Source organism: Kitasatospora sp. NBC_00039, assembly GCF_045160625.1.
GTDB lineage: Bacteria > Actinomycetota > Actinomycetes > Streptomycetales > Streptomycetaceae > Kitasatospora.
Map to the genome: position 1 here is coordinate 7120125 of NZ_CP108289.1, position 13918 is coordinate 7134042.

Genomic DNA, 13918 nt, shown 5'->3' on the forward strand with positions numbered 1-13918 from the left:
GTCAGACGGCAGGGCGGGTCAGACGGCGCGAGGGTCAGGCGCCGCCGCGTACGGCGAGGAGGACGGCGAACAGAGCGGGCAGGAAGCCGACGGCGAGCACGGCCAGCAGACAGCCTCCCGAAGCACCCGCCGTGCTGCTCACCGAACCGCCCGCATGCGCCGGACCACCGGGAGGATCGATGCCCTCCACCAGAAGTCCGAACACGACCGCCACGGCGTCCTGCCGGACCTTGAGCGGATCATTCGGCGTCGGATAGCCGACGCTGGTCCGGATCCGCGTCTCCCAGAGCCGGGCGTCGGCGGGGCTCTTCGCGAAGTGCGCGGCGATGGCGCCCCGGAGGTACCCGGCCACGCCCTCCCGGTCGTCGTCGCCGGCGGCCAGGTTTCGTCTCAACCAGTCCTGGGCCGTCCGCATTTCGTCGCGCATCGCGTGATGGGCCGCGAGGATCAGCATCGCGTCGGTGACGCCGGCGTCGGCGGCCCGGCGGTACCAGACGACCGCGTTGTCCCAGTCGTCGCGGCGGGCGAACTCGCGCGCGGTCTCGAATATCCGTCCAGGCTGCTGGTCGGGCATGTGACGCCTCGTCTCCGTCGGAGCGGACCGTGCGAATGACGGTACCCCGCCGACCTTGGGCGGGCGACAGTTCCTGCAAACCGGCCGAGCGGGGCGGTTGCGCTCAGGCGGCGCCGGTGGGGGTGGGCTTGGCGACCTGGAGGTGGTAGTCCACGGAGTCGGAGAACGAGCCCGACTCGCCGTGGAAGCTCAGCTCGTGGCTTCCGGGTGAGAGCGGCTCCAGACGCACCCAGAGACCGCACGACCAGGTGTGGAAGTGGTCACGCTTGCCGGTGAACGGGTTGCCGGCGGCGGTGACCATGTCGATCGGGGTCGCGTCGAGCTTCTCGGGGGTCAGGGCCTTCCCGTCGAGGACCGCACCGCCCTTGGCTGCGTCCATGAAGCCCAGGCAGTCGTGCGCGTCGCCCATCAGGTTGACGAGCGGGAACACGACCGGCACCCCGGTGGGGACGGTGCACGAGCGCTCGGCGGCGCCACCGGTCGTTCCGGCCAGGAGCCAGATCCCCTCCTCCTGGTCCTGGGCGCACCGGCGCCCGTCCTGGTCGAGAACCGGGTTACGGGCCGACTCCGTCGACGTGGCCCAGATCCACCAGCGGTTCTGGAGCTCGGCCGAGGTCAGGTCGCGGACCACGATCGGTGGGTGCGACTCGTCCGCATCGGGTGAGGCCGAGGCGGACGGCGAGGATGGGCCGAGCGCGCCACCGGGGGACGGCGAGCCGGTGCAGGCCGTGGCCAGGGCGAGGGCGCCGAGGGCCAGTGCGGCCAGTCGTCGGGGAAGCATGATCGGAAGTGTAGGAGCGAATCGAACCGGTGTCCCCCGGTTTCCGGCGGACCGTCAGATGGCCATCGACATGTAGACCGCGCGCTTGCCGTAGCACTCCGGCACGGCGACCTCGCGGTGGGTGCGGTAGCCCAGCATGGCCAGCAGGATGTCGCTGCGCCGGACCGCCACCATCGAGATCCGCCCGAACCCCTGGGTCCGTGCGTACTCCTTGAGGTGGCGCATGAACCGCAGGGCGACGTCCTTGCTGCGCCACGCCTCGGCGATGACGAGATCGTGCACGTGGAGGTTGCGCGGCTCGGGATCGGACGCGGGCTCGGACGCGGGCTCGGGCCCGGTCGCGGCGGGCTCGGACGCCTCGGTGCCGGCCTCGTCGACCGCGCCGAGGTCCGGGCAGCGGTACAGCGGGTAAGGCAGGCTCAGCAGGTAGCCGATGACCTTTCCCCGGCGCTCCACCACGAAGCAGGTGTCCGGCGAGGACCGCCCCGGGACTGGAGGGACTCCCGCCCCTCGGACAGGCTGTCCGCGGCGTAGGCGGCGAACTCCAGCGCCACGACGGCATCCCAGTCGGCGTCGGCCAGCCGGCGGAAGGTGACGTCGTCGGCCGTCACGGTGATGTCCTCCGTCATCTACTCGGCCCCTCCGGCCGGGACGCCGGCATACCTCGCGTCCGCCACCAACGGGCCCCAGGCCTCGACCAGCCGGGCGAAGGCCTCGGCGTCGGCCTGTGCCTCGTCCAGCAGCTGCTCGCGCCGGGGGCCAGGCGGTCGGCGAACTCGGCGTGCACCTCGACGCCGAACTGCTCGGCCGCCTACGCCGCCTCCGTGCCGGCCGCCGAAATCGTGGCTGCGCAGGCCCGGTTGGTGGGCAGGGCCGGACAGATTCTGCTCATGCCTGTTCTCCGTTCGGTCGTCAGGGGCATGCGGCCGCCGGCCCGGGGCGGCCCGGGCGTGGCGAGGCCGCGGCCGGATGGGCGGCCGCGGGGTTCCGGGCGGTGCGCGGCGAGGGTGGACGAGTGCTTCAACTCGGCAGCTTCACAGACGAGCCGAGGATTCCGGCCGAGGGGTTGAGGTCACGGCCCCGGCCGGGGTGGCGGTGCTGCCCCTACGGTGGACTAGACCAACTTTGGGTGTCAACGGCCCCGCCGCCGAGTGCCGGAGGAGGCGGAGGACGCTGCCCGATCGGGCAGTTGGGGCCTCGGGAGTTCGAGGCTCCGGGCCCCGGAAACGGCGAAGGGCGGTGGCCGCCTCCCGCGGCCACCGCCCTTCGCCGGTACGGCTATGCCGCTCCCGGGGTCCTGCGGGTGGAGACGTTCATCCGGTTCCAGGCGTTGACCGTGAAGATCAGCGCGATCAGCTGGGCCAGCTCCTTCTCCTCGAACTGCTCCGCCGCCTCCGCGTACACCGCGTCCGAGACGCCCTGCGGCAGCAGGGTGACGGCCTCGGCCAGCGCGAGGGCCGCGCGCTCCTTGGCGGTGTAGAGGCTCGACTCCTCCCACGCCGAGAGCTGGTAGATGCGGTCCTCGGTCTCGCCCGCCTTCCGTGCGTCACCGGCGTGGTAGTCGATGCAGTAGGCGCAGCGGTTGACCTGGGAGGTGCGGATCTGCACCAGCTCGACCAGCGCCGGGTCCAGGCCCTCGCGGGCGGCGGCGTCCATGGCCAGGACGGCCCGGAAGACCTTGGGGGCGACGGCGGGGAAGTTCATGCGCTGCGGGATCTGGACGGTTGTCATGGGAGCGAGCCTAGGTGGATGGGTGGCCCACCGACTGGTGCATTTCTTACGCGGATGTGCGGGTCAATCGGCCGGCCGGCTCGCGGGGGCGTGGAGGTGGCGGCGAGGCGGGGGCGTGCCGGCCGCTCAGCCGCCGAGGCTGTCGCGGACCGCCTCGATCAGACGGTTGGCGCGCGCGTCGCCGTGGCCGATCATGCGGTTGGCGACGTACGCGAACCCGACGCCGAACTCGTCGTCGCCGAAGGCGAACTGGCCGCCCGCGCCGTCGTTGCCGAAGCTGCGGGCGCCGAGCATCGGGCGGAACGAGGGGGAGTCCAGCAGCACGCCGGAGCCCCAGCGGGCGCCCATGTCGAAGCCCAGGAAGCCTGCCCCGGAGGAGAGTTCACGGAGCGCGTCGGTCACGGTGGCGGGGGAGAGCAGTCGCTCGGCGTTCCCGTCCGGGCCTCCTGCGACGCCGGTGACGGCGGCCGCGTACAGCCCGGCCAGGCCGGTGGCGGAGGCGACGGCACCCGCGCCCGGCAGCTCGATCGCGTGCAGGCCGGGGTCGTTCCAGCCGTGCGGCACGTCCAGGCCGGGGAAGACCAGCGCGCCGTTCATCGTCACGATCCGGGTGAGCAGGTGCTCCGGCCCGGGCATCGGACGGCGCCCCTCGGCCTCCACCAGCCTGGCCAGGCGGCCGAGTTCAGTGGCGGGCAGGCCGATCCAGACGTCCAGGCCGAGCCGGTCGCCGACCGCCTGGCGGAAGAACGCGCCGGGGGTGAGGCCGGTGATCCGGCGGATCACCTCGCCGATCAGGAAGCCGAGCACATGGCCGTGGTACTCGTAGGTGGCCCCGGGCTCCCAGAGCGGCTTCTGCGCCTCGATCGCCCGGACGACCGGCGTCCAGGCGGCGATCTCCTCGAAGCTCAGCACGGCGTCCAGGGCCGGGATTCCGGCCCGGTGGCCGAGCACCGTCCGGCAGGTGATCGCCTCCTTGCCGTGCTGCGCGAACTCGGGCCAGTACCGGCTCACCGGGGCGTCGAGGTCCAGCCGGCCCTGCTGGGCGAGCAGGTGGGCGGAGACGGCGACGAGGCCCTTGGCGCAGGAGAACACGGGGACGAGGGTGTCGGCCGCCCACGCCCGGCCGGTCCCTTCGTCCGCGACGCCGCCCCACAGCTCGACCACCTTGCGGCCGCCGGAGAACACCGTGACGGCGGAGCCGAGTTCGGGGAAGTCGGCGTAGTTGCGTGCGAACGCGTCGGCGACGGCGCCGAACCGCTCGTCGGCCCAGCCGTGGTGGTGCTGCATGGTGCTCGTCCTGTTCGTCGGGGTGCGTGGCAGCCTCGGCGGCCGGGTGGCCGCCCGGCCGAGCGGGTGGCCGTCCCGTCGGGGCACCCGGCCGTCCCTCGGGCGGGTCCGCCCCGTCGGGCGGGTGGCCGGCTCGTCGGGTCCGAGGCCGCTTCATCGGGTACGTGGCCGCCGTACTGCCGTGGCGGTCGAGATCGTCGGCGAGGCCACCGTACGGGGCACCGGTCCCTGGCCGGAAACGATTTGACGAGGTGAAGCCGACGCTGCGGCGGCGTGCCGCTAGGGTGAGCCCCGTGACAGGGGTGAACGGGGCACTGATCGGGGGCCGGTACCAGCTCCAGGAGCTGATCGGTCAGGGCGGCATGGGGCGGGTCTGGCGCGGGTGGGACACCACCCTGGGCCGCGACGTCGCGGTGAAGGAGGTCCTGCTCCCGCAGGGCGTCACCGAGGCCGAGCGCGAGCAGCTCGTCCAGCGCGTGCTGCGCGAGGCGCGGGCCGCCGCGCGGCTCAACCACCCCGGGATCATCACCGTGCACGACGTCGCCGAGCACGAGGGTGCGCCGGTCATCGTGATGGAGTTCGTCACCGGGATCTCGCTGGCCGCCGCCATCGCCCGCGACGGCGCGCTGCCGGTGGCGCGGGTCGCCGAGATCGGCGCGGCGATGGTCAAGGCGCTCCAGCAGGCGCACGCCGCCGGCATCGTCCACCGCGACCTCAAGCCGGACAACGTCCTGCTCATGGGCGACCGGGTGATCCTCACCGACTTCGGCATCGCGCACATGGCCGACGCCACCACGGCGCTCACCCGCACCGGCGCGGTGATCGGCACGCCCGTCTACATGGCCCCCGAGCAACTGGAGGGGAAGCCGGCGGCGGCCGCCAACGACCTGTGGTCGCTCGGGGCGACGCTGTACGCGGCGGTCGAGGGCGAGACGCCGTTCAGCGGGGACACCTTCGGCGCGCTGTGCGTGGCCGTGGTGACCAAGGAGCCGCGGCTGCCGGTCCGGGCGGGCGGGCTGACGCCGGTCCTGGGCGCGCTGCTGGCCAAGGACCCGGCGCGGCGGCCCACGGCGGAACAGGCCCTGACGGCGCTGGAGGCGCTGGCGCGGGCGGGTGCGGCCGTTCCGACGCTGACGGCTCCCGATGCGGCCGGGGGCGGGTGGTACGGGCCGGTGCAGCCGGCGACAGCCCCGCAGGCGTCGCCCGGAATGGCGCAGGCGGCGCCCGGCGGCGCGTGGCTGCCGCAACAGGCCGGGCTGGCCGCGTTCGCGGGACAGGCAACTCCCCCCATCCCCTCCGCGCCCCCCGTGGCCTCCGCGCCAGTGGCCGGCGGGCAGCCGGCCGCGGGCGTGGCCGGGGCGATGCTGGTGCGGTTCGTCGGCTGCATGGGGCTGATCTGGGCCATCGGCACCGCTCTGCCCTGGAACTACCTGGGCACCATCCCCGACGCGTTCGTGCCCCATGCCCTCCTCGTGACCGCCGTGCTGTCCCTACTGCACGCCCTGCCCCGCCCTCGGTGGCATCCGGCAGCGGTGTGGGCGGGCGCCGTGGCGGCCGACGTGGCCCTGTTCTTCCTCACCAAGGCCGTGGTCGCGCAGTGGTTGGGTTCCAGCCAGCTCGGATTCGGCGAGGAGTCGGTGGCGATGGCCGTCAACATGCTGCTCCTGGGCACCGGCGCTTGGCTGCTCTGGCTGCTGGTCCCAGGCAGTCGGCAGCCCGCACGCCGGTAGTGCCCGCGTCCCGCACGCCGGTAGTGCCCGCGTCCCGCCCGCCGGTACTCCCCGCGTCCCCGTCCGCCGGGTGGTCCTCGTGCCCGTGCTGCCCGTCCGGAGTCCCGGACGGGCGGTCAGCTCGTCGTCACCGGGTCAGCGCGGCCGTGATCACGCGGTGGAGTGAACGGTCGAAGGCCGTGTCCGGGTCCGCGGGCGGGCCGGCCGTGGCGAAGGCCGCCGCCAGGTGGGGGTATTCGCCGCTCATCGCGGCTCTGGTGAGGTAACCCACGAGCTCTCCCTGCCACTTGGCGCCCGCCGCGCCGGTCCGCTCGTACTGGGCGTACTGGCAGACGAAGCCGTTGAACAGGGCCATCGCCTCCATCCGGGCGCCGCCGTCGAGGCCGCTCGGTTCGGTGAGGGCGAGGAAGTGGTCGGTGTAGCGCAGGGCGTTGGGGCCGATGCCGGGGCGGGCGATGACCAGCGCGGGCAGCCAGGGGTGGCGCCGCATGAGGGCGAGCTGCGCGTGGGCGAGCCGGCGCAGGTCCGCGCGGCAGTCGCCGGTCGGGGCGAGGCCGCTGTAGTCGTACTCGCCGGCGACCGCGTCGAGCATCAGGTCGAGCAGGTGCTCCTTCTTGGGCACGTAGTTGTAGAGCGACATCGTCCCCGCTCCGAGCGCCGCCGCGACCCGGCGCATGGACGCGGCGTCCAGCCCCTCGGCGTCGGCGATCTCGATGGCCGCGGCGGCGATCGAGGCGCGGTTGTGAGCCGGCTTCGGGCCGCGGCCGGTGCGCTCGGGGCGCAGCCAGATCAGCTCGGGGGCCTCGGGAGGCTCGGGGAGCGCGGACGAAGAGCCGGCGCGGGGCTTGCTGGACGGCACTGGAAGATCACCTCGGTTACCCATCTTAGATACGTACGGCGTACGTAGTACGATGCGCGGGCGCGCACTTCTACGTACGCTGTACCTAGCAGAGGGGCAGAGCCATGCCAGCGACCCGCGGGCCCGCCGTCGAGATGACGGACGTGGCGAAACGATTCGGAGCCCGCTCCGGCACCCGGCCCGGAGCCGCCGGCGGAGGCGTCTCCGGAGGCACCTCCCGAACGGCCTCCCGAACCACCTCCGGAGGCACCGAGGCCCTGCGCGGCCTCGACCTCACCGTCCCGGCCGGCACCGTCTGCGGTCTGCTCGGCCCCAACGGCGCGGGCAAGACCACCGCCGTCCGCGTCCTCGCCACCCTGGTCGCCCCCGACCGCGGCACCGCCCGGGTCGCCGGGTACGACGTGGTGCGCGAGGCCGAGGCGGTCCGGCGCGGCATCGGGCTGGCCGGGCAGCATGCCGCCGTCGACGAGGGCATCACCGGCCGCGACAACCTGCAGCTTCTCGGCCGGCTGCACCACCTCGGCGCCCGGGCCGCCCGGGCCCGCGCCGGCGAGCTGCTCGAACGGTTCGGTCTCGCCGAGGCCGGCGACCGTCTCGTCCGCACCTACTCCGGCGGCATGCGGCGCCGCCTCGACCTCGTCGCCAGCCTGGTGACCAGCCCGCCGGTGCTCTTCCTGGACGAGCCGACCACCGGCCTCGACCCGCGCAGCCGGCAGGAGATCTGGGCCGGCGTCAAGGAGTTGGCCGACGGCGGCACCACCGTGCTCCTCACCACCCAGTACCTGGAGGAGGCCGACCGGCTCGCCGACGACATCGTGGTGATCGACCACGGCGCCGCCATCGCCACCGGGCCGCCGCAGCGGCTCAAGGCGTCGATCGGCACCCGGGTCGCGGTCACCCTCCCGGAGGCCGGCCGACTCGCCGCCGCCGCCGTGGTGCTGGCAGCCCTGGCCGAGAGCGGGGACGTCGTGGTCGACCAGGTCGAGCGGACCGTCGCGGTGGTCACCCGGCCCGGTGTGGAGGTGCTGCTGCCGCGGCTGGTCCGGGAGTTGGACGCGGCGGGGGTGGTCGCGCAGGACGTCGCGCTGCGGCCGCCGTCGCTGGACGACGTCTTCCTCGCGCTCACCGCCCGATCCGCCCCGGGGAGGGCCGCCTGATGACCGCGCCCGCTGCTCGGTCCGCGCTCTCCGTGCCGGGCCCGACCCTCTCCGCGTCGCTCCGGCTGGCCTTGGACGCCTGGTCCTCGATGCTCCGGGTGCTGATCAACTACCGCCGCTCGCCCGGTCTGTTGGCCGCATCGCTGACGGTGCCGGTGGTGATGGTGGTGGTCTTCGGCTACGTCTTCGGCAGTGCCATGCAGGTGCCGGGCGGCGGGAACTACCGGGAGTTCCTGATGCCCGGGCTGTTCGCCATGGTGGCCGTCAACGGCGTCATGCCCACCATGGTCGGTGCCGCCCGCGACGTCGGGCGCGGGGTCACCGACCGGCTCCGTTCGATGCCCGTCTCGCGGACGGGCCTGCTGCTCGGGCAGACCCTCGCGGACTTCCTGGTCAGCGTGGTGGTGTTGGCGCTGCTCGCCGTCGTCGGGCTCGTGGCGGGGTGGCGGATCAGAGGTGGACCGGCCGACGCCGCAGCGGCGTTCGCTCTGCTGCTGCTGTTCCGCTTCGTGATGACCTGGGTCGGCACCCTCCTCGGGCTGGCCGTCGGCAAGGAGGAGGCGGCCGGCCAACTCGCCGTCATGGTGTTCCCGTTGGCGATGGTCACCAATGCGTACGTGCCCACCGGCGGCATGCCCGGCTGGCTGCGGGTGATCGCCGACTGGAACCCGATCAGTGCCGTGGTGCAGGCCTGTCGCGAACTGTTCGGCAACCCGTCCGCGCCCGGCGGCGCCTGGCCGATGCAGCACGCCGCACTCGCGACGCTGTTCTGGTGCGCGGTGCTGCTGGCGGTCTGCGGGCCGCTCGCCGTACGGAGGTTCGCCACGCACGGGCGGTGAGGTGCCGTCTTCCGGCTCCGTGCGCCACATTCCCGCCGTGCGCGGCCGTTTCGGACGATCTTCGGCCCGGCTTCCGTCCGCCCCGCGGAATGTGCTGGACACCGGCGACGGTGCGGCCGAAGGTGGGCGGCATGGAGTTCACCCACCTCGGCCGCACCGGCCTCACCGTCTCCCGTCTCTGCCTGGGCACCATGAACTTCGGCCCGCACACCGAGGAGTCGGACGCCCACCTGATCATGGACACCGCCCACGAGCGGGGCATCAACTTCTTCGACACGGCCAACGCGTACGGCCGTGACGGCGAGGGCAAGCTGAAGGGCCGCACCGAGGAGTTCATCGGCAGATGGTTCGCCCAGGGCGGCGGCCGTCGCGAGCGGACCGTGCTCGCCACCAAGGCCTACGCCCCGATGGGCGAATGGCCCAACGAGGGCCGCCTCTCCGCCCTCGCCATCCGCCGCGCGGTCGAGGAGAGCCTGCGCCGGCTCAACACCGACCACATCGACCTCTACCAGATGCACCACATCGACCGGGACACGCCCTGGGAGGAGATCTGGCAGGCGATGGAGGTCCTGGTCGCCCAGGGCAAGATCATCTACGTCGGCTCCAGCAACTTCGCCGGCTGGCACCTCGCGCAGGCCCAGGAAGCCGCCCGCGCCCGGCACTTCCTCGGCCTGGTCAGCGAGCAGTCCCTCTACAACCTGATCGACCGCACCGTCGAACTGGAGGTCATCCCCGCCCTCCAGCACTACGGCCTCGGCCTGCTGCCGTGGTCCCCGCTCCGCAGCGGCCTGCTCGGCGGCGTCCTGCGCAAGGAGCGCGAGGGCACCGCCGTCCGCGGCGCCATGGGACACGCCGCCGAGATCCTCGCGGCCAACCGCGACCGCATCCAGGCCTACGAGGACTTCGCCGCCGAAATCGGCACCGAGCCCGGCGACCTCGCCCTCGCCTGGCTGCTCAGCCGCCCGGCCGTCACGGCGCCGATCGTCGGCCCCCGCACGCTCGCGCACCTCGACGCGGCGGTGGGAGCGCTCGACGTCAAGCTCGACCAGAAGACGCTCGACCGGCTGGACGAGATCTTCCCCGGCCACCAGCCCGCCCCGGAGGACTACGCCTGGTAGGGCGGAGCCACCCTGCCGGCCTTGCGCTCCCCGCCGTGCCGTGTCGCACCCGCCGGGCTTGCTGCCGGCCGCACCGTCGCGCTGCGGCCGGGGGCGGGGCGACCGGTCTCCGGACCGGCGTGCGGACACGTGTGCGCGATGATGGCCCGCCGAGCTGCCGGCCGACCCGGCGACCGCCGCCTCCGCCGCGGCGAACCGGGCCCTCCCGGCCGACGCGATGCGCCACGTCGTGGGCCTCCGCCCGCCGGCCACGGCCTGACCTCGCGCAGCGGGGGCGGGGCGGAGTGCGCGTCCGCTGGGTGCGGCGGGTGCGGGTGCGGGTGCGGGTGCGGGTGCTGCCGCCGGGCGTTGTGGGCCGTTGAGGTGTGCTGACCTGTGGTAACACTGCTGGCATGACGGAGAGGCCTGCCCGGCGGGGCAGTTATCACCACGGGTCGCTGCCCCAGGCGCTGGTGGCGGCGGCGTTCGAGGTGCTGGACGAGGAGGGGCTGGGCGCGGTCAGCATGCGGGAGGTGGCGCGGCGGGCGGGGGTGTCTGCGGGGGCACCGTTCCGCCATTTCGCCGACCGGCAGGCGTTGTTGACGGCCTTGGCGGACCAGGTGCTCGCGGACTTCGAGCGGTGGCAGCGGGCGGAGGTCGAGGGCAGCGAGGGGGCGGCGATGCGGGCGAGCGGGCTGGGCTTCATCCGGTACGCGATCCGGCACCCGCACCGGTTCGAGCTGGTCCGGGCACGGGTGTTCACGCCGTCGCGGCAGCCGGAGTTGCAGCAGCGACTGTCGGGGATCGACGAGGCGCTCATCGGGTACATCGTCGCGGACCAGGAGGCGGGCCGGCTGCGGCCGGGTGATCCGGCGCTGGTTGGCCTGGCCGGGCAGGCCCTGGTGTACGGGCTGTCGCAGATGATCATCGACGGGTATCTGCCGCCGGAGAAGGCCGAGGAGCTGGCGGTGCAGGTGTTGGACACCTTCGGCCAGGGAGTGGCGAACCGCCCCTGACAGCAAGGGATTTGGGTTTTGCGCGGAGCCTTGACCGGGTTGTCGCCCGCTGATGTAATCACCGCTTACATGGAGCGAGGGGCCAACTGGAGGCAGACGTGTTCGCCAAACCGACTCCGGGATACACCACCGCGGCCGCCACCGGAGACGCGGTGGTGCTGCTGATAGGCATGCGCATCAACCGCTTCTGGGCCGTCCATCACTGGGGGCCGGTGATGATGGCGATGTTCCGGATGCTCGCCGAACTGGCCAAGGCCCCGGACCGCGGGCTGCGCGGACGCGTCCTGCTGACCGCCAACCCGCGCACCTACTACGTGGTCCAGTACTGGGAGTCGAAGGAGAAGCTGTACGCGTACGCCACCGCGCCGGACGCCTTCCACCACAAGGTGTGGGGGATCGTCAACCGCAAGGTGCGGGGCGGGAAGACCCGGCAGCACGTGGGGCTCTGGCACGAGACGTACGTCGCGCCGGAGGGGTCGTACGAGGCCATCTACTTCGACATGCCGCCGTTCGGGCTGGCGGGGGCCACCGGCTCGCTGCCGGTCGAGCGCCGCGGGCGCCGGGCGGCGGACCGGTTCTCCTACCGGTCGAAGGCGGAGGGCTCGAAGGCGGAGGGCTCGAAGGCGGAGGGCTCGAAGGCGGAGCGTTCGGCGGCGCCGGGGGAGACGGCGGAGGGGGAGCCCGCTTCGGCGCAGGGGGAGACTCAGTAGAGCAGGCCGCCCATGTGGTGGTCGTCGGCGAGGAGCTGCCAGGAGTGGTCGGGACCGGCGAAGGCGGCGGGGTCGAGGGCTGTGAGCACGCCCTCGACCACGCCGCTCAGCAGTGACTGCGGGTCGAAGACCTCCCAACGGTCCTTGGCGACGCCGTACTCCCACAACCGCCACTCGGCGCGTATTCGTTCGCACGTCCAGAGGGTGTAGAGCAGGGCGGAGACGTCCCGGTTGAGGTAGGCCGCGGGCAGGCCGGGGTCGTCCCAGGCGGGCAGCTCCAGCCGGCCGGTTGCGCCGTCGAGGGCTATCGCGAGGTCGTACGGCCAGGCGGCGAGGGCCAGATGGTGGCGCTGATGGTCGCGCTCCCAGGCATCGTCGTCGGGGACGGGGCCCTCGTCGGGGATGTGTCCCTCATCGGGGACGGGGACGGGGGCGAAGTAGTCCGGGTACGCCTCCACCATGGTGACCAGCGGCCCGTCGGCGGCGATGTCCAGCATGGGGCCGCCGGTCGGCAGGCCGACCACGGTGAGCAGCCGGCGGGTCGGCCCGTGGGTGAGCCCGTCCGGCAACTCCTCCGGGCGAAAGCGGCGGACGGCGCCGTCCTCGGTGAGTGCGGCGAGGTCCTCGACGAGCTCCCCCCCGAGCTCGTACGCGAGCCCGTCCGGATCGCCGGGGAGTGCGCCCCAGGCGAGGGAGCGCACCAGCAGGGCCGTCTCCCAGTGCGGGGGAGCGGCGTCGTAGTGCGCGAACAGCTCCGGGTCGGTCGCGCGCAGCCGCTCCCGCGCGACCCGGGCCACCTCCGCGACGATCGCCGGCCCGCGCTCCCCGGCCACCGCGTCGCGCTCCTCCGCCGCCAGGGCCGCCACATCGACCTCGCGCATCAGCCCGACCAAGGCGGACAGGCCGGTGGCGAGCAGGTCGCGCCGGAGCGCCCCGCTGCGGTGGGCGGCGAGGAAGACCTCACCCGTCACCCCGTCGAGGACCACGGCGTCGTCCTCGCGGGCGAGATCGGCGAGGTAGGCCGTCCCGCCGAGGACGAAGAGGTGCTCCCCGGTGCCCCCGCCGTCGGCGAAGGGCTCCAGCCCGGTGGCGTCGAGGCCGGAGAAGTCGAGGAAGGCCGCGGTCTCCGGGAGGCCCTCGTGCGTCAGGAACTCCCGGCTGGGCAGGTGAGACAAGCCCTCCGGCAGCTGCCAGGGCTCAAGCTGCAGGCGCCCGTCCCAGTCCTGCTCGATGCCCATGCCCGGCCCCCAGGGGTGGTGTTTCATGATCCGGATGATCAGACCGACCCTAGCGGGCGCCACCGACAGCCCGTGGCGGCGGGGGAGGGGAGTGTCGCGGGGCGGGTGCGCCCGTCCGGCGTGAGAGCGTCGGGGGATGGGGACGGTGGAGCAGAACAGCGGTGGCCCGGCCGTGGTGCACGACGTGCCGTACTACGCGCAGTGGGAGTCGGCGGGCCTGGTCCGGGACATCGTGGCCGGCGCGGTGAGTGCGGCGGACGATCCGCGCTGGGGCGAGTCGGGGGCGGCCACGCCCGAGGAGTACGAGTACTGGTCGTGGCGGCTCTGCGGGGTGGCCTGCCTGCGGATGGCGCTGGACCACTGGTGGGGGGTGGCTCCGGCGGCGGTGCCGCTGGCAGGGGAGTGCCTGGCGGCCGGCGCGTACGAGCGGGACGGCGAACGGCTGCGCGGCCTGATCCACACGCCGTTCGCCGCGTACGTCCGCGAGCGCTGGGGACTGGCCGCGCAGGCGCGGGAGTTGACGCCCGCGCAGGTGGCGGCGGAGGTGGCCGGCGGGCGGCTGGTCATGGTGTCGGTGCACCCCGCGATCCGCGACCCGGACGGGCCCGACCCGCAGCGGCGCGGCGGTCACCTGGTGCTGGCGGTGGGCACCACGGGGACGACGCTGGTGATCCACAACCCGTCCGGCTTCGCGGGCGATTCGCAGGCGTACGCGCACGTGCCGTGGCGGCAGTTCGAGCGGTTCTACGCGGGGCGGGGGATCGTCCTCGGCCCGCCCGGGAGCGCCGCCGGGCCCGCCGACTCGTCCGCCGACTCGTCCGGCGCCGGGCCCTCCGACGGGGCCGCTGACGGGGAATGACGCGGCGGCCCGCCCGGGCGGTGGCCGGGCGGGCGTTGGC

Annotated in this window: 16 protein-coding genes; 7 read left to right on the forward strand and 9 right to left on the reverse strand. The window is 73.7% G+C overall.

The genetic code is table 11. From position 1 onward, the window contains the following. Positions 1 to 34: 34 nt before the first annotated feature. From OG286_RS31820 to OG286_RS31850, 7 genes are all read right to left on the reverse strand, one after another. Positions 35 to 574, reverse strand: a complete 540-nt coding sequence (locus tag OG286_RS31820) for a hypothetical protein (protein WP_405359190.1) — start codon at positions 572 to 574, stop codon at positions 35 to 37. 103 nt (positions 575 to 677) lie between these two features. Further along, positions 678 to 1355 (reverse strand): signal protein, encoded by a 678-nt coding sequence (locus tag OG286_RS31825; protein ID WP_396321598.1) that lies wholly within the window; start codon positions 1353 to 1355, stop codon positions 678 to 680. 54 nt (positions 1356 to 1409) lie between these two features. After that, complete coding sequence (locus tag OG286_RS31830) at positions 1410 to 1814, reverse strand: GNAT family N-acetyltransferase (protein WP_396321597.1); 405 nt, start codon at positions 1812 to 1814, stop codon at positions 1410 to 1412. Next, positions 1775 to 1984 (reverse strand): hypothetical protein, encoded by a 210-nt coding sequence (locus tag OG286_RS31835; protein WP_396321596.1) that lies wholly within the window; start codon positions 1982 to 1984, stop codon positions 1775 to 1777. The genes OG286_RS31830 and OG286_RS31835 overlap by 40 nt, the downstream gene beginning before the upstream one ends. Beyond that, on the reverse strand, positions 1985 to 2326 hold the full coding sequence (locus OG286_RS31840) for a DUF6271 family protein (RefSeq protein ID WP_405366089.1): 342 nt from the start codon (positions 2324 to 2326) through the stop codon (positions 1985 to 1987). A gap of 307 nt (positions 2327 to 2633) precedes the next feature. Continuing rightward, complete coding sequence (locus tag OG286_RS31845) at positions 2634 to 3086, reverse strand: carboxymuconolactone decarboxylase family protein (protein WP_396321594.1); 453 nt, start codon at positions 3084 to 3086, stop codon at positions 2634 to 2636. A 126-nt stretch (positions 3087 to 3212) separates the two neighbouring features. Further along, positions 3213 to 4373: a serine hydrolase domain-containing protein gene (locus tag OG286_RS31850; RefSeq protein WP_396321593.1), complete on the reverse strand. Its 1161-nt coding sequence runs from the start codon at positions 4371 to 4373 to the stop codon at positions 3213 to 3215. A 293-nt stretch (positions 4374 to 4666) separates the two neighbouring features. On the opposite strand from OG286_RS31850, the gene OG286_RS31855 reads away from it, so the two are divergent. Continuing rightward, entirely contained in the window at positions 4667 to 6103 is a 1437-nt protein-coding gene (locus OG286_RS31855; RefSeq protein ID WP_405359186.1) for a protein kinase domain-containing protein, read from the forward strand. A gap of 127 nt (positions 6104 to 6230) precedes the next feature. Here the strand turns inward: OG286_RS31855 and OG286_RS31860 are convergent, their stop codons facing one another. Beyond that, positions 6231 to 6962, reverse strand: a complete 732-nt coding sequence (locus tag OG286_RS31860) for a TetR/AcrR family transcriptional regulator (RefSeq protein WP_405359184.1) — start codon at positions 6960 to 6962, stop codon at positions 6231 to 6233. Between the two features lie 104 nt (positions 6963 to 7066). Here OG286_RS31860 and OG286_RS31865 point away from each other — a divergent pair, with 104 nt between their 5' ends. The 5 genes from OG286_RS31865 (at position 7067) to OG286_RS31885 (ending at position 11781) form a co-directional block, all read left to right on the forward strand. Next, positions 7067 to 8119 (forward strand): ATP-binding cassette domain-containing protein, encoded by a 1053-nt coding sequence (locus OG286_RS31865; protein ID WP_405359182.1) that lies wholly within the window; start codon positions 7067 to 7069, stop codon positions 8117 to 8119. Further along, positions 8119 to 8958: an ABC transporter permease gene (locus OG286_RS31870; protein ID WP_396321589.1), complete on the forward strand. Its 840-nt coding sequence runs from the start codon at positions 8119 to 8121 to the stop codon at positions 8956 to 8958. The genes OG286_RS31865 and OG286_RS31870 overlap by 1 nt, the downstream gene beginning before the upstream one ends. A 131-nt stretch (positions 8959 to 9089) precedes the next feature. Next, positions 9090 to 10076: an aldo/keto reductase gene (locus tag OG286_RS31875; RefSeq protein ID WP_396321588.1), complete on the forward strand. Its 987-nt coding sequence runs from the start codon at positions 9090 to 9092 to the stop codon at positions 10074 to 10076. 392 nt (positions 10077 to 10468) lie between these two features. After that, entirely contained in the window at positions 10469 to 11071 is a 603-nt protein-coding gene (locus OG286_RS31880) for a TetR/AcrR family transcriptional regulator (protein ID WP_396321587.1), read from the forward strand. A 98-nt stretch (positions 11072 to 11169) separates the two neighbouring features. After that, on the forward strand, positions 11170 to 11781 hold the full coding sequence (locus tag OG286_RS31885) for a DUF4188 domain-containing protein (RefSeq protein ID WP_405359179.1): 612 nt from the start codon (positions 11170 to 11172) through the stop codon (positions 11779 to 11781). On the opposite strand, the gene OG286_RS31890 is transcribed toward OG286_RS31885, so the two are convergent. Next, a complete protein-coding gene (locus OG286_RS31890; protein ID WP_405359177.1) occupies positions 11775 to 13046 on the reverse strand; it encodes an SUKH-4 family immunity protein in 1272 nt (423 codons plus the stop codon). The two genes, OG286_RS31885 and OG286_RS31890, sit on opposite strands and share 7 nt — an antisense overlap. Positions 13047 to 13164: 118 nt before the next feature. Here OG286_RS31890 and OG286_RS31895 point away from each other — a divergent pair, with 118 nt between their 5' ends. Then, entirely contained in the window at positions 13165 to 13878 is a 714-nt protein-coding gene (locus OG286_RS31895; RefSeq protein WP_396321585.1) for a C39 family peptidase, read from the forward strand. The last annotated feature ends 40 nt before the right edge of the window (positions 13879 to 13918 follow it).

Coding starts and splice junctions, on each gene's coding strand:
- OG286_RS31820 (WP_405359190.1), bottom strand. CDS start 574: ATGCCCGACCAGCAGCCTGGACGGATATTCGAGACCGCGCGCGAGTTC.
- OG286_RS31825 (WP_396321598.1), bottom strand. CDS start 1,355: ATGCTTCCCCGACGACTGGCCGCACTGGCCCTCGGCGCCCTCGCCCTG.
- OG286_RS31835 (WP_396321596.1), bottom strand. CDS start 1,984: ATGACGGAGGACATCACCGTGACGGCCGACGACGTCACCTTCCGCCGG.
- OG286_RS31845 (WP_396321594.1), bottom strand. CDS start 3,086: ATGACAACCGTCCAGATCCCGCAGCGCATGAACTTCCCCGCCGTCGCC.
- OG286_RS31850 (WP_396321593.1), bottom strand. CDS start 4,373: ATGCAGCACCACCACGGCTGGGCCGACGAGCGGTTCGGCGCCGTCGCC.
- OG286_RS31865 (WP_405359182.1), top strand. CDS start 7,067: ATGCCAGCGACCCGCGGGCCCGCCGTCGAGATGACGGACGTGGCGAAA.
- OG286_RS31870 (WP_396321589.1), top strand. CDS start 8,119: ATGACCGCGCCCGCTGCTCGGTCCGCGCTCTCCGTGCCGGGCCCGACC.
- OG286_RS31875 (WP_396321588.1), top strand. CDS start 9,090: ATGGAGTTCACCCACCTCGGCCGCACCGGCCTCACCGTCTCCCGTCTC.
- OG286_RS31880 (WP_396321587.1), top strand. CDS start 10,469: ATGACGGAGAGGCCTGCCCGGCGGGGCAGTTATCACCACGGGTCGCTG.
- OG286_RS31890 (WP_405359177.1), bottom strand. CDS start 13,046: ATGAAACACCACCCCTGGGGGCCGGGCATGGGCATCGAGCAGGACTGG.